This window comes from Chamaesiphon sp. VAR_48_metabat_135_sub (assembly GCF_031418915.1).
In the GTDB taxonomy this organism is placed as follows: domain Bacteria; phylum Cyanobacteriota; class Cyanobacteriia; order Cyanobacteriales; family Chamaesiphonaceae; genus Chamaesiphon.
Window position 1 is genome coordinate 1 of record NZ_JANOJV010000112.1, and the last position, 21,245, is coordinate 21,245.

Genomic DNA, 21,245 nt, shown 5'->3' on the forward strand with positions numbered 1-21,245 from the left:
TTTTATTCGGGGGTTCCCCCCGAATAAAAACGCCGCTAAACCCTCGGGGAACCCGAGGAGCGCGCATCGCTGCGGTTAAAAAAAAGATCTCAGACAGTAATAGGATGGAAGTATTATCTATATTCTTCTGGCGGGAAGGGAGTAGCAATTTTCCGTCTGCTCGATAACCCCCGGGAGATTAATCCCCAGGCTAATAGCTCAATTTCGTCGAAAAGACTATTCAGAACATTCTACATTTCGGAACTAATGCTAAAGATATTTGCTTTCTTTGACCTGTTTCTAACCCTTGTCCGACTAAACTTTAGTAATACTATCGGTAGATTCAAATGTCCACAGCAACATTAGTTAACTGGTTGGAATCGGCTACCGAACTAGGGATGTTGCCGAGAAATGTTTTAGAATCGATCGCGAGTGAATTGGAGGTATTAATCGTACCCCCAGGCTGTCGAGTCACAACTGAAAATACGCCTGTCACCCAGCTTTATATCTTAGCATCTGGACAAGCAGAGCGGTATCGTCGCCAAAAAGCGGGATTGATGTGGGCGACAGGATTATTACCAGGTGCGGTGGTAAATTTATCGGCATTACAGCAAGCGCAACTTACAGATAGTCGGATTGTAACAATTACAGAGTGTCAGTTTCAGACAATTACAGCAGAGAAATGGCAAGCATTAGTATCGAGATATCCTGAAATTACCGCAGCATACGCTCAAAGACTAGCCGGTAAATTAGAACAACTCGAAGGCGAACTCGCCTACGAACAAGACAGACAAGCCGCTTTGCGTCCTTATTTAGTGCCCCAGGCAAAGCGGGGAATTATTGGGAGTAGTCGTTATGCAGTCAAATTACGTCAACAAATTCGCACTGCGGCAAATGACGATCTATCCGTCTTAATTTCCGGCGAACCAGGGTTAGAAAAAGATAATATTGCAGCACTAATTCACTTTGGTTCTAAGCGTCGTCATCAGCCGATTATTAGTCTCAAAAGTGCCCTAATTACTGCCAACGGTGCCGAATTATTTGGGCGAGTGGGTGGAAAACCAGGGCTATTGGAATGGTTGGGTGAAGGGACATTAATTTTAAATGATCTCCAGGAATTACCGCGTGAATTGGTGCCGCAGATCGAGCAATTATTGACTACGGGCAACTATAACCCGATCGTGCCTGAAGGTCAAATTTCTATTGCTCCTCGATCTACTAATGCTCGGATAATTCTCATCTCAGAGAGCACTCAACCGACTTTTAGTAAGGCAATCGAACATCAGATCAAAGTACCAGGATTGCGGGTGCGGAAGACCGATTTGGAGGCACAGGTAAACTATTATATCAATATCATCTGTCGTCAAAAAAAGTTATCCAAACCCCAAATCACACCAGAAGCAATTCGGCGGTTACAAACCTATGATTTTCCAGGTAATTTATTAGAATTGCAGGGGATGGTAAATCGAGCCTTGGTGCAGTCACAAGGTAGTAATCTTCTAACAGAAGAAGTCTTTTGGCCACAGGCACCAAAGAAACAGTTATTTCGCCTGAATTTATTAAATGCTTACCCTTGGTTACGACAATTTTTAAATAGCGATTGGTATCCCGATCGAATCAATTATGGATTCACTGCTTGGGTATTTCCAATAGTAGTAATGATTCTATTTATTGCCCCCCAAGATCGCCAGCATAATTTTGCCCTGAATCTATTTTGGGCGTGGTGGTGGCCGTTAATTTTATTGTTCTTCCCGATCATTGGGAGACTATGGTGTGCTTATTGTCCATTTATGATTTATGGCGAAATAGCTCAAAAACTCTCGCTCAAATTCTTTCCCCGCACGCTGCAAAAATGGCCGCGTGAAACTGCTGAAAAATGGGGTGGTTGGTTTCTATTTGGTTTATTTGTGCTGATATTTCTGTGGGAAGAACTATGGAATTTAGAAAACACGGCATATTTATCTAGTTGTTTGCTCTTGCTAATTACAGCCGGAGCAGTTGTTTTCTCCCTGATGTTTGAACGACGATTCTGGTGTCGTTATCTTTGTCCAATTGGGGGGATGAATGGTTTATTTGCCAAACTATCGATCGTTGAATTACGCGCCCAGCAAGGCACCTGCGCGGCAGAATGTACCACTTACCACTGTTATAAAGGTGGCGTAGGCTTTGGCGAAGGAGCGACAACTAATGGGTGTCCGATTTATTCTCATCCAGCCCAATTAACAGATAATAAAGACTGTGTATTGTGTATGACTTGTCTCAAAGCTTGTCCCCATCGCTCGGTAGAATTAAATATCCGCCCGCCAGGAATCGAACTTTGGACGACACATATTCCCCATAGTTATGAAGTCGCTTTATTATTTCTATTGTTGGGCGGTGTATATCTTCATCGATTGCCAGAGATCGATCGATTGTTAGGCTTGCAAATAGATCTCACCCAATTTTTGCCACATCTAGGACTATCGATCGCCGCGATTATCCTACCTGCAATTATCCCATTTTTAGCCTATGGCGCAATGCAAGGATTTTACCAACTGGGCAAATTAGAATTCATCCCTTTCAAAAGCTGTAAACCATTACCATTTATCGATCTTGCTTATGGCTATTTACCTTTAGTACTAGGTGGAAACTTAGCCTACTATTTCAAACTAGGTTTAGAAGAAGGCGGACAAATTATCCCTGTTACCTTTGCCACTTTTGGACAAATTGGCGATAATTTACCCAGCTTTATCGCTCATCCTGCTGTCATTACCTTCCTCCAAGGCACGACTTTAATTCTGGCACTACTAATCACATTCTTTCTAACTCAGAAAATCGCCAAACGTCCAATTCGATCGATCGTCCCTCAACATCTGGCTAGTGTTTTATTGGTGATAACTCTATGGATATCGATCGTTGGTAATTAACAAATATTTTCAAAAGAGGTAACTATGCAGACTCTCGAACAGACTCATCAAAAGTTCTCGCAACTAAAATCACTCCTGTCTGAGATTGAAGATCTTTATGGGGCTGAGGCAGTGTTGCATTGGGATCAAAAAACTTATATGCCAGCCAAGGGGATTGAGGCAAGAGGACGACAGTTGGCAACCCTAAATCGAATTGCCTACGAAAAGTTTACTGACGGCACTATTGCCCAATTGCTAGACGATTTGACAACTTATGAACGAGATTCACCCTACGATTCAGATGAAGCAAGTCTGATCCGCCTCACCCGTCGTAACTGCGATCTAGCATCCAAAGTGCCGACAGAATTTGAGGTGCGCTTCTCCCTTTTACGAACGGAATGTTATCAGGCGTGGGCAACTGCCCGCCAAGAAAATAACTTTGCATTAGTGCAGCCCACGCTGGAACGAATGCTGGACATGAGCCGAGAATATTCTAGCTTCTTCCCAGAGGCTCAACACATTGCTGACCCCCATATTACCGGATCGGACTATGGGATGTCTGCGGTGTCGATTCGAGAGGTATTCGCCGAACTTCGCGCTCAATTAGTACCCGTGGTAGAAGCAATTACCAGTCAGCCACCTGTGGATAATTCTTGCTTGCATCAACACTACCCCGAAGCCGAGCAATTAGCCTTCTGTCACAACATTCTCAAGCAGATGGGTTATGACTTAGAACGCGGGCGACAGGATAAAACCCTGCATCCCTTCATGACCAAATTCTCGATCGATGATGTCCGAATTACCACTCGTGTCTATGAAAACGATCTGATTCAGGGTCTATTCAGCACTATTCACGAAATGGGACACGCCTTTTACGAATTGGGCAATGCCCCAGAGCTTGAAGGTACGCCCTTAGCGGGTGGTGTTTCTTCAGGTGTACATGAGAGCCAATCGCGTCTATGGGAGAATCTGATAGGTCGATCTCGCCCCTTCTGGCAATATTTCTATCCCCAATTGCAAGCCCATTTTCCCAGTCAACTGGGAGCGGTATCACTAGAAACCTTTTACTCTGCAATTAATCGGGTGGATCGATCGCTCATCCGTACCGATGCTGATGAAATCACCTACAATCTCCATGTGATGATTCGGTTCGATCTAGAACTCGATCTGCTGGAAGGGAAGCTAACGGTGAAAGACTTGCCTGCTGCCTGGAACGATAGATACCTCAGCGATTTAGGAGTAATTCCCACCAGCGATAGCAATGGCGTGTTGCAAGACGTTCACTGGTACACCGGACAGATTGGCGGTATGTTTCAGGGCTATACGCTAGGGAACTTGATGAGTGCCCAGTTTTTTGACGCTGCTGTAGCTGCACATCCTGAGATTCCAGATCGAATCGAAACAGGTAACTTTACGGTCTTACACGATTGGTTACAAGCGAACATTTATCTCCACGGGCGCAAATTTACCGCTGCTGAAACAATCGAACGAGTCACTGGATCGACCCTCGGTACTAAGCCACTAATAGATTATGTCCACCGCAAGTATGGTAGTCTGTATAAGCTTTAGGCGGAATATTCTTGGAACTGATTCTAGTTGTAATCCAAGATCTTAGAAGCGTTAGCTACTAAGACTTTTCCATCGCCAATTAACAACTTCAGGTAAGTCTATACCGTGAGTATAGGCATATTGACGGCATTCGATTTGACGATTCTTCAGTTGTTCTTTAGTATGTGCCCCAGCTACTTGCAATTTCGGTACCCGATCGATAACATCAATCGCAATCGTAAATCGATCGATCTGATTATTCATCGCCAATTCTAAGGGTGTATTAATATTCCCTTTCTCTTTATAGCCCCGCACATGCAGATTATCGTGATTTGTCCGGCGATAGGTTAAACGATGAATTAGCCAAGGATAACCGTGAAAATTAAAGATAATTGGTTTGTCGAGTGTAAATAAACTATCAAAATCTCTGTCTGTCAAACCATTGCAATATTCGCTCGGTTGTTGGAGTGCAAGCAGATCGACGACGTTAATAAACCGAATCTTCAGATCGGGAAATGAATCGTGTAAAATTGCCACAGCAGCCAGAGCTTCCTGAGTCGGAATATCTCCCGCACAAGCAATTACGACATCTGGTTCGACACCAAGATCCGTACTCGCCCATTCCCAAATTCCCATCCCTTTAATGCAGTGAGCGATCGCACTATTGATCGTCAAATACTGAAGGTGAGGTTGCTTATCAGAAACGATCACATTAATTTGATTAGTACTTTTGAAACACTGATTTGCGATCGCGAGTAAACAGTTAACATCAGGCGGTAAATATATTCGCACCACCTCCGCACTCTTATTCGCCACCACATCCAAGAAGCCTGGATCTTGATGACTAAAACCATTGTGATCCTGTCGCCACACCGTCGAAGTAATCAATAAATTCAGCGAAGCAACATCTGCTCGCCATGCTAATTTCCGCGAGATTTCTAACCATTTAGCATGTTGGTTGAACATCGAATCGATCACATGTACAAACGCTTCATAAGTCGAGAGTAAACCATGTCTGCCCGTCAACAGATAGCCCTCTAACCAGCCCTCCAAGGTATGCTCGCTCAACATTTCCATCACCCGACCATCGAGAGCCAATTCAGCCCCGTCAGCGTCTTCTGGCAGGTACTCACCCCACCACACCTTTTTAGTCGCCTCATACACCGCCTGAAGCTGATTGGAAGCCGTTTCATCCGGCCCGAATAGGCGAAAATTATCAGGATTAGCGCGGATAATATCGCGCATGAATACACCCAAGGGATGAGTATTCGATACCTCAAGCTGCCCTGGTGCGGACAGATCTACCCCATATTGTCGAAAATCTGGCAACTGTAATACCTTACGCAGTAAACCCCCATTGGCATGGGGATTGCTACCCATCCGTTTAGTGCCTTGCGGAGCGACAGCGCGAAATTCCAGTCGCAATTTACCATGCTCGTCGAATAGTTCCTCTGGGCGATAACTCTGAAGCCAATCAACAAGCATTTGGAGTTGTTGCGGATCGGTTTTGACAGCCTTGAGCGGGACTTGATGCGATCGCCAGGAACCCTCGATCTGATGTCCATCTAGCTCTTTTGGCCCCGTCCAGCCCTTGGGAGAGCGGAGGACGATCGCGGGATATAATGGACGAGTAGTATCGCCATCATTCCGCGCGCGGGATTGGAGATCGTGGATGTCTTGGATGGCTCGATCGAGTGTCATCGCCATGATTTGGTGCATAATGTCAGGATCGTCCCCTTCGACAAAGTAGGGAGTATAACCATAACCCTGCAATAAGCTCTCTAATTCCTGATGGCTAATCCGCGCCAAGACAGTCGGGTTATTGATCTTATAACCATTCAGATGCAGAATCGGTAATACAGCCCCATCCCGACGCGGATCTAGAAACTTATTTGAATGCCAAGCGGTTGCTAGTGGCCCAGTTTCGGCTTCGCCATCGCCAACTACAACCACGCTAATTAAGTCAGGATTATCCAACACCGCACCATAAGCATGGGAAATACTATAGCCAAGTTCGCCCCCTTCATGAATCGAGCCAGGGGTTTCAGGCGTACAGTGGCTACCAATCCCACCAGGAAAGGAAAACTGGCGAAAAAATGCCCGCATTCCATCGAGATCTTCAGTTTTATCGGTGTAAATTTCCGAGTAGCTGCCTTCTAAATATACCGGAGCCAGGACTCCAGGCGCACCATGTCCAGGCCCAGCCAAATAAATGGCATTGAGGTCAAATTTGTTGATAACGCGGTTGATATGGGTGTAAATGAAGCTCAAGCCAGGACTAGTGCCCCAGTGCCCTAATCGGCGATTTTTGATGTGTTCGGGTTGAAGCGGTTCGCACAAGAGGGGATTATCTTGAAGGTAGATCATCCCAACGGCGATGTAGTTACAAGCCCGCCAAAAGCCGTGGATTTGATGTAATTCTGTGGGGGTGAGAGCAATTGCAGATGTAGCGGCTGGAGTCAGATTGGGATTGATATTTGAGATAGTATTTATCACAATAATCTCCGAGTTTACCCCCTTTATGATACTAACTATTTCATCTGCTGACTACCTCCTTTAGACAGATATATCGATCTATCTAAAGGAGGTATGTAGTAGCTATGAAAAATAATCTTCAATATCCCGTGACTGGTGAATAATTCTCAGAATTTCAATTCCATCTGGAATCAAAATATAAAAAATAATATAAGGCTTAACGGGAAAACTTCTTAATCCTGCTAGCAACCGATCTCGTGATACTCCCATTGTCGGAAATTGTGCAAGCATCGGAAACCTGTCGAGCAATTTGGCAACTTGGCGATCTCCAGCAATATCATTCCGTTCTGCAAGATAAACCCAAAGGTCTTCGAGGTCTTTTTCTGCCTCTTTTGATAAACGATATAAACTCATGAGCAGTCAAGTTTGGCTGAGACGATTTTGCCCACGCGATCGAATTTTACCTAGCAATTCTGACAACGTCTCATCTGTATACTCAGTGTACTCTCCATTTTGGAGTTGTTGCGCTCCGATCTCGATCTTTTGCTGAAGGCTTTGCGGATCTGTAGGATGAGGATCTTGGAGCTGATGCATGAGAAGCTGACGCTCTTGTTCGTTCAGAGACAAAATGATTTGAGTCAGTGTGTCAATCAGCACAGAATTGACTGGCATCGATCGAATCATAGGTATTCCCAAGTGTAGAGGTTCCTCTGTGTCTAGTATAACGTCATTGTGAGCATCAACGAATCTATTTGAAATGATTTAAGTTCGGATGATGATAAAGATCGCATCCAGTGAAGTTTGACAACAACTAATTAATTATATTGTTATTGACTAACTACATTAAGCTAACTCTTCTTAAATAAGAGTATTTATTTTGTTGTTATAATCAAAGAAGCTATATCTAGTAATTCTTGCAGCCGAATATGCCCATCGTGGAAGATTTGCCAACCATCGCCGACAAGTACAGCTTCGATTTTGCTTAACTGAGCTAATCGCCGCACAGAAGCTATTGCTTGAGATTTATCGATTAACTTACCATCAGGTAATAACATCAACGAACCAGCTTGATGCGCTCTGACTAAATCGCCAGTAATCAGCGTAGTTTCTTCCAGTACTAGAGCCAATTCGCCAGGGGTTTTCGAGCCATGTAATGCGATCGAATCCAGCCCAGGAACGACGACATCGCTATCAACTAACCACCGCTGAACTGGAATCGGAAAAGTATCCTTCTCGCCCCCAGGAGCCGCAATTTGGGCACCCGTTTTCTCGGCAATTTCCAGGCTGGCGCGAATATGATCGGAATTGGTAACGACAATCCACTCAGCACCACCCAATGACTGCAAATGTGTCCAATTATGCTCTGAGAGGGGGAGAGGATCGACGAGAACGTTCCCCTCTGGACGAATCCAGGCAATGCTATGGAAATCAATATTGCGCTCGGTATTGAACTCAGACCAACAGAAGAGATCGGGACGGTGTAATAATTTCATTAGTCAGTTAGAGGTATGGCTCAATATAGATATTAGCCTACCAAGTTTTAACTGCGATTCTCTTGCAGAGATGCTACGCGAACCAGATGCCAAATCGATCGTGAAATCTCGTTCGCGGTAGCGGAGCCTTTGCCCGTGCCTACGGCAGGCTACGCCAGAGCAATAGCGTCTCGGCAAGAGAATCGCAGACAGCGTAAAATAGAAGTACGTTTCACCCGCAGAGGAGATATGTTAAAAACACTTTGGGCTACCGTTCGCCAAGGAAAAGTCGAACTATTAGATTTAACAGAGCTACCGGAAGGGAGCAGGGTACTCGTAAAGTTCCTTCCTGATGATGAAGTAGATTTTTGGTTGAAATCGAGTCAAACGTCGTTGAATGCCATTTGGGATACAGCACTTTCCAGTAATATGAAGTACGTTAATTTGGAAAGGGGGGAGCGGGGAAAAACTGTACTTCACAAAGGTGGAAAGTGCTGTAATACTGAGGATGATGTATATGCCCAATTGAGGTTTGATTGAATAGTGAATGAATATTTTAGTTTTAAATGCTGGATCGAGTAGTTTTAAAGCTAGTTTATACAGATTAAGTGAAAAGGATTTACCGTTAGATCCAGCCGTGCCATTATGGACTGGAAAGATTGATTGGGATTCTACTGGAACAGCGGTATTAAAAGCTACCACGGCGGATGATTCGGTAGGAGAAGAACGATCTGGAACGAATAGAACGGCAGATATCCACGATCTACTAAATTGGATCTGGAGTGGCAAAACTCAGGTTATTAATAGTATTAAAGAGATCGATATCGTCGGACATCGGGTGGTACATGGCGGAGAGAAATATCGTCAGCCGATGTTGATTAATGCTGAAGTGAAAGCGGAGATAGATCGACTATCAACATTCGCGCCATTACATAATCCGGCTAATTTGATGGGGATTAATGTCATTGAATCTTTATCTCCTAATATTCCTCAAGTCGCAGTATTCGATACGGCGTTCTATGGCGATTTGTGCGAAGTGGCTTATGCTTATCCTGTTCCTTATCAATGGTTAGAGCGGGGGATTAGAAAGTATGGGTTTCATGGCATTAGTCATCAATATTGTACCCAACAAGCAGCGAAAATATTAGGACGAGATCTGAATGAGTTACGGTTAATTAGTTGTCATTTGGGTAATGGTTGCTCGTTAGCGGCGATTAAATTTGGACGGTGTATTGAGACGACAATGGGGTTTACTCCGTTGGATGGTTTGATGATGGGTACGCGGTGTGGATCGATCGATCCAGGCATAATTCTTCATCTATTACGGGAGCAAGAATATACAGTTACGGAACTAGACCATATATTAAATTTCGAGTCGGGATTATTGGGTGTTTCTGGGGTATCTAACGATCTACGAGAGATTGACAAGGCTATTGCTGATGGTAATACTAGAGCCAAGTTAGCTTTGGATATTTATATCGATCGACTCACATCTAAAATTGGGTCTTTATTACCTAATTTAGGTGGTGTAGACGCGCTAATTTTTACGGGAGGTGTGGGCGAAAATCATGCAGGTATTCGTGCTGCTGTTGCAGCTAAGTTGGCTTTTCTTGGTGTAAAAATAGATCCAGCTTTGAATAGTTTACCAATGACAGTCGAAGCTTGCACGTCGTCTAGTGACGATCGCGATCTAGCTACAGATCGATCTCAAGTAAGCGTCCTCACAATTCATACCCAAGAAGAATGGCAGATTGCCATGATATGTTCGCAATATTCAAAGTAGATATCGGTAATGATCAGGATTTGGGCAAAGAATACGAGCGCACCACTGAAACCTTAGAATAAGTCCGCAGGATCGGCAGCTTGAAGTTTGCGAATCGCGATCGAGCCAGAACTCACACACATTAATATGGTTAAAATTAGCACAAAAATCGCTCGATCGACTTTCATCACAATTGGTAATAGAGTCGCTGCTTGAGCGATTTGATACAATCCAATCGATGCAGCCATCCCAGGCAAAAATCCTAATAGTGCCAGGATTAATGCTTCTTGTAGAACGATGCTAAATAAATATCGATCGGTGTAGCCCATTGCTTTGAGAGTAGCGTATTCTGGTAATCGATCGGAGACTTCGGTATGGAGGATTTGATAAACAATTACAATCCCGACAATAAAACCGACAATTACGCCCAATGTAAAAATAAATCCAATTGCACCTTGGCTCTCCCAATAGTTTTTTTCTACTGCCGCAAATTCTTCGATGTTTAATACACGTAAATCTGGAATTTCTGCGGCAATCTCCTGCTGTACTAATTTACGATTTGCACCAGGTTTTAAGGTAATTAGACCGACATCAATATTCGATCCTTTGCGGTCTGGAAATAAATTTAAAAAGGTAGAATCACTAGTAATTACATTACCATCGGCAGCGAAAGAAGCACCATTGGTAAAAATCCCCTCTACAGTTAACAGCTTATTATTTAACTCAACTTCAAAGGCTCCTTTTGCTTGGTAATCTCGATCGATATCTCCGTATTCTGGGCGACCAGCGCGATCGAACAAAACTCGATTGAGAGATTTAATATTGTCTAGTTTTTGCTGGACTTCGGGAAAGGTAAAAGTTGTTTGAGTTGGATCGACACCCCAGATTAATATCGATCTATCGATTTTAGTGGTTGGATTCCGCCATAGCCCCGTGCCAATATACAAAGAATTAACAGATTTTACTCCATTAACTCCTAATGTTTGATAAAGACGATCGCGCTGAAAAGATTTGACCGAAATCAAACTTTGGAAGTGGGGATTAATGACAACTAAATCTGCTTGTAAATTTTGATGGGGGGCGATCGCTGAATCATAAAGAGCGTCTTGAAATCCTAGTTGGACGAAAATTAGCAGATCGGCAAAGGCAATACCCGCAATCGCGATCGCCAACCGACTTTTGTGTTCGATTAATTGCAGCCAGGAGAGGGGAATATGTTTCAAGTTAATTAATAATTGATAATTGATGGATAGCTTTGTAGGGTGGGCATTGTCCAACAGCTAGATTTACAATAACTATTTGTACTAAGTTAATTATCTATTAAATTAGTAAGTTGTTGATTTTCATTGAAAGTTATTTTTTATTTGTGGATAGTCGCTTGAACTTGTAAATTTGTTAAACTAGATACTCGTTTGCTGTCGTTGGAATCGAGCTTTATTTTTACTTCAATTATCCGTCGATCGAGATTTTCGCCAGGTCGATCGCTGAATACATTTTGACGATTTACTTGCAAGCCAATACGATCGACTACGCCACTTAACTCGCCACTAAAAGCCTGACTGGTAATCGTCGCTTTTTGTCCGAGCTTGACTCGATCGATATCAGTTTGATAAACTTCTGCGACGACAATTGTTGCTTCAGTTTGAGCGAGATCGACAATACCTTTGTCGGTGACTTTTTCGCCCATCCGAGTATTAATTTTGAGAATTTCCCCTGCTGTCGGAGTACGAATATATGCTCGCTCTAATTCCGTTTGAGCACGGTTTTGAGCGGCGATCGCACTTTTGACTTCAGCTTGGACAGCTTGGATGTCTACGGGGCGAATTTCGGCGATACGGATAAGATTTGCTTGAGCTTCAACAATTTGCCCTTTACCTGTGCCCTGAATCTTGACGAGTATTACTTCAGCTTCTTGTAATTGTTTACGATTGGTACTCTGAATCCGCGCTAGTACAGTCTGAGCTTCCTTTAGTTGTTTGCTACTGGTATTTTCAATCCTCGTGCGGATGGCTTCAGCTTCCCGTAGTTGTTGCTCGAAACTAGAGACAGCCAACTTTTTACTATCTAATAAAGATTGCGAAATTGCCCCTTGTGTCGCTAATTGTTGATAGCGGTTTAATTCCGATCGAGCATTACTTAATTCTACCTGGAACTTGCCGATCGTGGCTGATTGGGCCGCTCGATCTCCCTCCCATTGTGCCTTAATTCTACCGATCGTTTCTAATTGGGCAGCTCGATCTCCTTCCCATTGTGCCTTAATTCTACCGATCGCTTCCTGTTGGGCCGATTTATCTCCCTCAAGTTGAATTTGAGTCCGCGAGATCGTCGCCTGTTGAGCGGCAATTTCACCAGATTTCGCGCCAGCTTTTATCTGCGCTAATTTGGATTGGGCGACAGCTACCTGTTGTCGTTCGTGTATTAATGTAGCTTGCAATCGATCGACTGAATCTAATACAGCAATAATTTGCCCAGCGCGGATTTTGGAGCCTTCTTCTGCCCGTAATTCTTTTACGCGATCTCCATCCAAAGCCAGCGGTGCGGATAATTTAACGATTCCGCCCGCAGGTTCCAATCTCCCCAAAGCTACGATCTGTTTGGATGGCTGCGGAGCTGTTTGAGTAGCAGGTTGACTTTTTACAGGCATCGATTGCGATATTCCCCATGCAAGCAACCCCACACTTACAAAGGTGCCAGCGATAATTCCCCCGATTAATATTGGTTTCTGTTTGAGTTGTTCGATCGCATTCATAATTAGTAGCTAGTATTTATAATCGTGTCTTCAATAACTTCAAACTTTTACTTCGTTTCACAAGTAGGGGCAATTCATGAATTGCCCCTACTTGTGAAATGGGAAATCTGGATCTTACTTATTACTTATTATTTGTTACTCATCAAAACGATCGCCTCTATTAAAATCTCCACTTGAGCATCCCAACTCTTGAAGTTTGGTTGATAAAGTTGGCAAAGAAGCAACCCATTAATGAATGTCAAAATAAATCCACCAATTGCGTAATTATTGATCTGTAAATAGTTATTAATTGCTTCGATTGTTTCTCGATCTAATTTCTCAAAAATAGTAGTGGAACGTTGGCTTAAATCCTCTTTTGAAACATCTTCTTCTCCCGCTTGCTGTTGGTAATAATCCAGCCAGATCGTCAATTGCTTGGAAAAGTAGTCTCGGTGCTCCTGCGTGAAGTCTAAAATCGCGCTAACTCGCGATCGAATATCCGGTGGTACCGATTCGGCTTGAATTAGAAAATGGGTGATGTCCCGTTGCACTAGTTCCTCCACTAGTTGCAAAAATATCGCTTCTTTACTCGGAAAATAGTGGTACAGCGTTCCTGTCGATATTCTCAGCTTTTGGGCGAGTTGACGCATGGTAATTTTCCCATAACCGATCTCGGCAAATAGCTCAAAACTCTCTGATAGTAGTTGTTTGCGGTATTGCTTTCGATCGACAATCTTCGGCATTCATTTTATATCGAACGTTTGTTATAACTAATTTAACTTTAAAAAACCAGGGTGTCAATCAAAACACGATCGCGATAGAATCTAACTGACAGTTCGATCGAAACTTGCGGTAATTTAGCGGTAGAGAGTAGAGGGTGAGAATCGGCAGATACTATAGAACTTATTGGAGATCTCTCACTCTCTACTTCAAGGCATAGATCGTGACCAACCCACCCTCGATCGCCTGAATCCGTAGTTTGATTCACACGACGTTGCATCATGGCTTTGTTCTCAAGTTCCGTGAGCCAAAGCGATCTGTTATCTCAGTCAAAAATTATCGATCGAATTTAAAACGACCATCAACTTTTTCGATACCAACTGTAGCCGTAATTTTGACTTGATATTGACCAGAGGCTTTTTCGCTAACTACTGCGGCATAATGTTTACCGCTGGTATCATAGCTAAACGGAATAGTTTTTTGCTGACCATCGGGCAATTGGATCTCAGCAGTTACTTTCGCATTTGGCATAATCTCATGCTTCTCTCCTTGAAGGATATAAAAATCTAGGTGCGTAGCACTACCTTCTTTTTCGGGGACTAGTTCTAAATGATATTTACCAGATTCGACTACCTGTCCACCTTTGCGAGGAGCCATATGAGATTTTCCCATCTCTTCCATTGGTTTGGTAGTTGTTGTAGTAAGCGTGGTAGAACTGGTGCTAGCTGAGTCAGCAGTTTTAGTCTCTTTACCACAGCTACCTAGTATTAATAATCCAGCACCAGCAATCATAATAATTCCTGAACTTAAAGATTTCATTTTTACACTCCTAATTAACTAGTCCACTTTGTGAGTATAAAATTCCATGATGAAAACCAGATGAAATATCGAATCAAAGCTATAAATTATTTAATTCTCGATCGTCACATCAACCTGTAGGGGTTCCTCCAGCATAAAAACGCCGCTTCATGCCCGCCCACTAGGGTTTAAGCTTCTCACCCAGGATCGCTTTCGGAAATAAGTACTGTCCAAACCGCGCATATAGAGCTGGAAGAATCAGCAAGGTTAAGGCGGTAGATGTAAATAATCCGCCCAAAACGACGATCGAGAGTGGTTGTAAAATTTCTTTACCCGATCCGCCTTGGAATACTAGCGGTGCTAATCCTAACGCCGATGTAAATGCCGTCATCAAAATCGCATTCAGCCGCTCCATCGAGCCTTGAACTAAAATCTCTCGCACTGGCATTCCTTCAGTAAATTTAGTATTGTAATTATCGACGAGTAGCAGTCCATTCCGCGTAGCCACCCCAAATAGCGTCACAAAGCCAACTAGAGAAGCGATCGATAGTACTCCACCAGTCAATGCCACAGCCACCACGCCACCCACTAAGGCTAGAGGCAAATTAATAATAATCATGATGGTGGAAGGAATTGAGCCAACAGAGAAATAGGTAATTACGGTAATTACCACCGCCGAAATCGCACTAAATAGTAGGATATTTTGACTTGCGCGTTCTTCGGCTTCAAACTGCCCAGCGTATTGAATATAGTAACCCGCCGGAACCTTAACCTGTTGCTGCACTTGTGCTTGAATATCGTTGACAACCGATCGCAAATCCCGCCCTTGAGCATTAGCGGCGACGACAATTAGCCGCGAGACATTTTCGCGATTGATGGTATTCGGGCCAGTACCTTTACCGATCGTGGCTACAGCCCCCAAGGGCACCTTGCTACCAGAGGAGGTATCGATCGAGAGGTTCCGGATGTTTTCCAGGCTTTGCCGCGCCGCTGGCACCATCCAGACGACCAGATCGAAGGTCTGCTGTTGCTCTAAAACTTGAGATACCACTCGCCCATTCAGGGCTGTTTCGACGACTTCAGATAGATGTTTCATCGTCAAGCCGTAGCGGGCGGCAGCGGCGCGATCGAATTTGATCTGTACCTGCTCGACGGGAATTTGGGGTTCTAATTGGAGATCGACAATGCCTGGAACCGACTGCATCACAGCATTTACCTGTTTGCCGATCGATCGTAATTGAGCGAGATCGGGACCAAAAATCTTCACAGCGATCGCACTTCGCACCCCCGACAGTACCTCATCCATCCGGTGCGAAATAAACCCACCCACATTCGGCGCGGCTCCAGGGATACCATCAAAAGTTTTCCGCAACATGGCTACAGTCGCCTTGCGATCTTTCATCCCCGCCGCGCTCAACTCCACATCTAAATGCGTGAGATTCACCCCCGCAGCATCAGCGTCACCCTCGGCTCTTCCCGATCGCATTTGCACTGATTGAATATTTTTATTACCTTTGAGTTTACTCTCAATAACTGATGCCGCACTATTTGTCGCCTCCAGGGATGAGCCAGGATAGAGCAGGAGGGTATTAACTAACGATTGCTCCTGAAATTCTGGCAAAAAGATCCGCCCAAAACTCGGTACCAATACCATCGCCGTTACTAGACTCGCCAGTGCGAAACCAATAACCAGAGCCGATTGACGCAGGGCAAACATCAAAAACCAGTGATAAATACCCTTGAAAAATCTCGCCACCCACGGTTCCCGCTCTGGGAGAGAGCCATAGGGTAATAAAATCGCACATAAAGCCGGAGTAACAGTGAGAGCCACCACACTCGAAGCTAGTACAGCGGATAAATAACCGAGTCCCATTGGCACGAATATACTCCCCTCCACCCCCGTCAGGGCAAAAATGGGCGCGAACACCACCACGGTGATTACTGTAGCTCCAAACACCGAATCGCGCACTTCCTGACAACCATCAAAGACCACTTCTAAGACTGGGCGAGGATGAGGTGAATATTTATTTTCCCTGAGACACCTGTAGACATTCTCGGCATCAACGATCGCATCATCGACAGCCGATCCGATCGCCACCGCCAATCCGCCCAGTGTCATGGTGTTCAGCCCTTGTCCCATCCAATTCAAGGCTAAGATCCCAATCAGGAGGGAAAGCGGTAAAGCCGTCAGACAGACAGCCAGATTGCGCCAATTCATCAGAAACGGAATCAAAATCAGGGCGACGATAATACTACCTTCCACCAAGGCTTCACGGATATTCTCGATCGAGGAATCGATATAAGTCTCTTGGCGAAAAGTCGGCGTAATTTTCACATCTGACGGTAAACCTGCTTGCAGCTCCTTCATCGCTGCTTCTACCGCCCGCGTTACCGTTGGCGTATCCGCTTGGGGCTGTTTATTCACGATCATCACTACCGCTGGTTGCCCATTCACGCTCCCGTCACCGCGCTTGACACCCGCACCGATTTTCACCTCCGCCACATCGGTAATTTTCACAGGCGTACCATTTCGCGCCACAATCACCGACTGGCGCAGATCCTCAATATCTTCAATCCTACCAATCCCCCGAATTAATTGCTCTCGATCGGGTGTAATTAAATATCCTCCAGGCGCACTCACATTCGCAGCAGCAACAGCAGCAGAAACATTTTCCAAAGATACATTAAAAGCAATCAATTTCGCAGGTTCAACTAGTACCTGATATTGCCGGACATCGCCACCAAAGACAATTATCTGTGTCACTCCTGGCACCGCTAATAATCGATTAGTAACTTGCCGATCGACAATCCGCCGCACATCTATCAAACTAGTTTTTTCAGCCGTAAAAGCGTAAGTTAAAACCGTCCCAATCGGCGAACTAATCGGTGCAATCTGCGGAGATTCTACTCCTTGTGGCAGTTTATTTCTCACCGATTGCAATCGCTCGGTGACGAGTTGCCGCGCCTGATAAATATCAGTCCCCCAATTAAATACCACCCGCACCGATGAAATACTCGCAGCACTACTCGATCGCACCACACTAATTCCAGGCGCACCATTAATAGCACTCTCGATCGGTAAAGTCACCAAAGATTCTACCTCTTCCGGTGCCAATCCTGGGGCTTCGGTTTGAATTTCGACTTGGGGCGGTGCAAATGCAGGGAATACATCCAACGGCATTTGAACGATCGTCCGAAAGATCGCAATGGTAATCACGATCGCACTGAATACCACCAACCACCGCTGCGCGATCGACCATTTAATCAGCGAACTTAGCATAATAATAATTAATAGTCATCGATTTCAATAAAACCACCGAATTTATGGCGGCTCGGCATCTTCATCAGCGTTTGCACTGCGCCTATTGGGAGGCTGATGCCCAGGAGATCGTGATGCTTGCTTTATCTGGTAGATCGGCGATCTTCGCTGGTACTAAAACCAAGCTGATGATGTTGACGATCGACCAAACTGTGATTTTGGTCGATCGCTTCTTCTAACACTGGTAATTCTTGAACTTCTGCCTCTGGCTCAAAATCAATCAGACTCGTCGTGATTTGATTGCTTCTTCTCCCCAACCAAAAAACACCACTGACTAAGATACCAGCGGCTGGGACTAAGCCCCAGACTAAATAAGGTGGTATTTGACTTTGACTAGCATGAGCGGGTTTGACTGCCGCATTATGTTCGCTAGCTGGCGCACTTTTCAGGGATTGGGCATAGAGTTGAGGGGCACGTTGCGTGACTACCAAGTCACCAGCAAAGAGTCCCGCTTGGACTTCGACTAAATCGCCGACAGTTTGTCCGAGGGTAACAGTTGTAGGTTGATAACCGTCGCCACTTTTGACATAGACTAATTTCGCTCGCTCGGTTTCTACCACCGCGCTAGCCGGAATTACCACCACTGGCGCAGTCATTTGACTGGTAGCTAATTTAATTTCGGCAAAGGTGCCAACTTTGAGTAAACCATTTGGATTATTTAATGTTGCCTGAACGGGTACTACCCGACTCTGAGCGTCTACTGCCGTCCCAATTCTTGAAATCTGACCAGAAAACACTTTATCACCTGCTCCAGGCACTTTTACACTGACCTGCTGACCGATTTTGAGTCGTCCTAAATCGCGTTCGTAGATATTAGCAGTTGCCAACACCTGGCGATCGTCGGTAATCGTCATTAACTTGACTCCAGGATCGGCGACAGACTGCCCGATCGTAATTTCTCGATCGGCAATCGTACCATCGATCGGGGCGGTAATGGTCACTATACCCTGAGCATTAGCAAAGGTTCCCAGTTGTGCTAATAGCCCTCGATAACTAGCATCGCTGAGTCTGAGTTGATTTTGCGCCGCAGTTACCGCTGCGATTGATTTCTGCACCTGAGCATTGGCTTCTACTATCGATTTCTGGTTCGTCGCCTTGGCTAGTTGCCCCTGGGCTTCGGCTACCTGCTTTTCCGCATCTCGCAATTCTCTCAGAGGTAATTCGGTTTCGGCTTTGCGGAGTTCGGTTTCGGCTTGGGCTACTCCTGACTGACTTTGCGCTTTGACTAATCCAGTTCGCGCCTCGGCTAGTTTAGCCTGAGATTCCAACATCTGACGACGTGCCAGTGCGCCACTGTTGAATAGTTCTAGATCCTTTTGATACCGTTCTTGGGCTAACTCTAGTTCGGTTTGAGCGGAGCTAACTTCGGCAGTAGCGATTTGTTGTTGACGTTGATAGCTATTTTTTGCTGCCCGAACTACCGAGCCACTTTTTACTAGTTGTTGTTCTCGCGCTAATCTGCCTTGAGCGGCTGTTAATTGGCTTCGCGCCTGATTAATTTCAGCGGTAGCGATTTCGACAATCTTAGTATAGCTCTGTTGGGCGAGGGTGCGATCGGTTTGTGCTTGCTGGATCAGCGCGATGGCAGTCGATCGTTTTTCCAGTGAATTTGTCCGCAGTTCGTTGAGTTCGGGGCTAGACATCTTCGCAAGTATTTGTCCTGCTTTGACTCTCGCTCCAGGTTGTACCAAAAGCTGGACGAGTTTGCCCTTAATTGGAGCGGTAACTTCTACTTTCTGACTGGGTAATAGTTCGATCTGCCCAGTGGCGGCAATTTCAACATTCAAACTTTGCTTTTTGGCGGCGACTGTTTGTACGCCTATTTGTTGAGCGGTAACTCGATCGATCTGGACATTAGTACTTGTAGATCCCCCTTGACTACCAAATTCATTCCCATGTCCAGCATGAGCAAATGCTGATGGGGATGCTACTAATATCCAGATAGGTAGCAATAGCCAGCTTATGTGTAGCATTGTACGGACGGTTTGAGGGCGATTCGAGGATGAAACTGTGCGAGATTTTGGATTCATAGCCATAGTTACTCAACTAAATGCCAATATGCTCTAGTTTGGCAGCCTTAGATGAAATTGAGATGAACTCATCTCAATTTGATTTGAAATTGAACCACCATAAATTTGTAATTGAGAGCGATCTAAATTAACGTCCGAGCGATCTCAACTGAATCTCGACATTACTAAGATAATTGCGATCGTTAATCATTTCTGGTAGTAAATCTTTGGACTCAATAGCAGCTTTTACTAAATCTTTAGCAGTAATTTTTCCTGTTCGAGTACCATCAATTAATGAGCCAAATCCAGGAATAGAGCGATCTCGATCTCGATATTGACCTTGATAAGCACTGCCAACCAAGTTGAATGGGGTTGTATATCTTTTGGTAGGAATATTATTACTTATTTTTGTCATCGGCTGTGCGATCGCTTGTGTTCGACCGCTGGCTTGTGCAGACGTACTTACCGATAGTGAAATGGCGACAATTGATAAGCTAATTAGAAATAAACGTTTCATAACAACACACTTTTTCTTCTGGATTGAATAACCTCTCTATTTATAGATTAACAATCCAAAGTGAAATCTAGATGAAAATAGTATGAAATTCAGATAAGTTTTTAAGATAGCTTAATCTGTCATGAGCTTCGATCTGGGTCATAACATACCTTTATCAAAATTTAATTAAGGGATATAATTGATGACTTACACCCCCATTCACACCTCAGATTAGATGAATTTTTACTCACTATTTACTTACGGACCATTCTTGCTGCCATTGAGTCATCAGATCGATTTCTGCTTGTTGAGATGTAATGATATTTTGAGCGAGTTTTTTCATCTGTGGACGTTTGGATTTTAGTAATAAATCTTTTCCCATTGTCACCGCACCTTGATGGTGGGGAATCATCGCATTGAGGAATCTAACATCGAATCCCGTATCAGCTTTACCCAATGACATACTCATCATCATTGACTGTTTGTGTTCGGCTGTCATTGCCATTTCATGATTCATGGCAGCGTGCCACATGATTGGTGTTACCGATGCTTTAGGATACCATTGTTTCCGCCACAATTTCATCTGGGCGATCTCTTTTTTCTGATCGGTGATAATACCTTTAGCTAGCTTAATTAGTTCGGGACGTTTGGACTTTTCTAATACTTCCTGCGCCATTACTAATGCACCCTGATGGTGGGGAATCATACTATCGAGAAACCGCAGATCGTAGTTAGCATCAGCGGGGCCGACATCCATATTATGATTCATCATACCCCCCTTTTTCATGCCATCATGATTCATGCCACCGTGGTTCATCCCCCCAGAGTTTTGGGCAATTGTTGAATTCGATCTATTGGCAGCCGTGAAGTTAGCAATCGCTAGGGAACCAAAACTAATTGTTCCCGTCACGATCGCGATCGATGCGATTAATTTAGCTCTAGTATTCATAACTTACAAGAATAATAATAATTTTGTCGTTACTACGATCTTAGCGGGATGAGATGAAATTAAGATGAAATGGTTCGAGTCAAGATTTCACATTGATTTCATCTA

Annotated in this window: 16 protein-coding genes; 4 read left to right on the top strand and 12 right to left on the bottom strand. The window is 44.4% G+C overall.

Annotation, left to right across the window (positions count from 1 at the left end; genetic code table 11):
• Positions 1-326: 326 nt before the first annotated feature.
• Positions 327-2,885, top strand: coding sequence for a sigma 54-interacting transcriptional regulator (locus tag RMO55_RS08150; protein ID WP_310425663.1), 2,559 nt, complete (start codon positions 327-329; stop codon positions 2,883-2,885).
• A 24-nt stretch (positions 2,886-2,909) separates the two neighbouring features.
• Positions 2,910-4,433: a carboxypeptidase M32 gene (locus RMO55_RS08155; RefSeq protein ID WP_310425665.1), complete on the top strand. Its 1,524-nt coding sequence runs from the start codon at positions 2,910-2,912 to the stop codon at positions 4,431-4,433.
• A gap of 51 nt (positions 4,434-4,484) precedes the next feature.
• Here the strand turns inward: RMO55_RS08155 and RMO55_RS08160 are convergent, their stop codons facing one another.
• The 4 genes from RMO55_RS08160 to RMO55_RS08175 all read right to left on the bottom strand — a co-directional run bounded on the left by RMO55_RS08160 (position 4,485) and on the right by RMO55_RS08175 (position 8,380).
• Positions 4,485-6,905 (bottom strand): phosphoketolase, encoded by a 2,421-nt coding sequence (locus RMO55_RS08160; protein WP_396134224.1) that lies wholly within the window; start codon positions 6,903-6,905, stop codon positions 4,485-4,487.
• Positions 6,906-7,010: 105 nt separating this feature from the next.
• On the bottom strand, positions 7,011-7,301 hold the full coding sequence (locus RMO55_RS08165) for a type II toxin-antitoxin system RelE/ParE family toxin (protein WP_310425667.1): 291 nt from the start codon (positions 7,299-7,301) through the stop codon (positions 7,011-7,013).
• Positions 7,302-7,307: 6 nt separating this feature from the next.
• A complete protein-coding gene (locus tag RMO55_RS08170; RefSeq protein WP_310425669.1) occupies positions 7,308-7,559 on the bottom strand; it encodes a hypothetical protein in 252 nt (83 codons plus the stop codon).
• A 200-nt stretch (positions 7,560-7,759) separates the two neighbouring features.
• Positions 7,760-8,380, bottom strand: coding sequence for an MBL fold metallo-hydrolase (locus RMO55_RS08175; protein WP_310425671.1), 621 nt, complete (start codon positions 8,378-8,380; stop codon positions 7,760-7,762).
• A 228-nt stretch (positions 8,381-8,608) separates the two neighbouring features.
• Here RMO55_RS08175 and RMO55_RS08180 point away from each other — a divergent pair, with 228 nt between their 5' ends.
• Positions 8,609-8,899, top strand: coding sequence for a hypothetical protein (locus RMO55_RS08180; RefSeq protein ID WP_396134225.1), 291 nt, complete (start codon positions 8,609-8,611; stop codon positions 8,897-8,899).
• 7 nt (positions 8,900-8,906) lie between these two features.
• Positions 8,907-10,142 (top strand): acetate kinase, encoded by a 1,236-nt coding sequence (locus RMO55_RS08185; RefSeq protein ID WP_310425674.1) that lies wholly within the window; start codon positions 8,907-8,909, stop codon positions 10,140-10,142.
• Between the two features lie 53 nt (positions 10,143-10,195).
• On the opposite strand, the gene devC is transcribed toward RMO55_RS08185, so the two are convergent.
• The 8 genes from devC to RMO55_RS08225 all read right to left on the bottom strand — a co-directional run bounded on the left by devC (position 10,196) and on the right by RMO55_RS08225 (position 21,140).
• A complete protein-coding gene (devC, locus tag RMO55_RS08190) occupies positions 10,196-11,350 on the bottom strand; it encodes an ABC transporter permease DevC (RefSeq protein ID WP_396134226.1) in 1,155 nt (384 codons plus the stop codon).
• 131 nt (positions 11,351-11,481) lie between these two features.
• On the bottom strand, positions 11,482-12,870 hold the full coding sequence (locus RMO55_RS08195) for an efflux RND transporter periplasmic adaptor subunit (RefSeq protein WP_310425677.1): 1,389 nt from the start codon (positions 12,868-12,870) through the stop codon (positions 11,482-11,484).
• Positions 12,871-12,998: 128 nt separating this feature from the next.
• Positions 12,999-13,592: a TetR/AcrR family transcriptional regulator gene (locus tag RMO55_RS08200; RefSeq protein WP_310425678.1), complete on the bottom strand. Its 594-nt coding sequence runs from the start codon at positions 13,590-13,592 to the stop codon at positions 12,999-13,001.
• A 313-nt stretch (positions 13,593-13,905) separates the two neighbouring features.
• Positions 13,906-14,388: a hypothetical protein gene (locus RMO55_RS08205; RefSeq protein ID WP_310425679.1), complete on the bottom strand. Its 483-nt coding sequence runs from the start codon at positions 14,386-14,388 to the stop codon at positions 13,906-13,908.
• A gap of 160 nt (positions 14,389-14,548) precedes the next feature.
• On the bottom strand, positions 14,549-17,647 hold the full coding sequence (locus tag RMO55_RS08210; RefSeq protein ID WP_310425681.1) for an efflux RND transporter permease subunit: 3,099 nt from the start codon (positions 17,645-17,647) through the stop codon (positions 14,549-14,551).
• Positions 17,648-17,769: 122 nt separating this feature from the next.
• Positions 17,770-19,716, bottom strand: a complete 1,947-nt coding sequence (locus RMO55_RS08215) for an efflux RND transporter periplasmic adaptor subunit (protein WP_310425683.1) — start codon at positions 19,714-19,716, stop codon at positions 17,770-17,772.
• A gap of 127 nt (positions 19,717-19,843) precedes the next feature.
• The gene (locus RMO55_RS08220) at positions 19,844-20,212 is read right to left on the bottom strand and encodes a hypothetical protein (RefSeq protein ID WP_310425685.1); all 369 of its coding nucleotides are present in this window, start codon (positions 20,210-20,212) and stop codon (positions 19,844-19,846) included.
• A gap of 229 nt (positions 20,213-20,441) precedes the next feature.
• A complete protein-coding gene (locus tag RMO55_RS08225; RefSeq protein WP_310425686.1) occupies positions 20,442-21,140 on the bottom strand; it encodes a DUF305 domain-containing protein in 699 nt (232 codons plus the stop codon).
• Between the last annotated feature and the right edge of the window lie 105 nt (positions 21,141-21,245).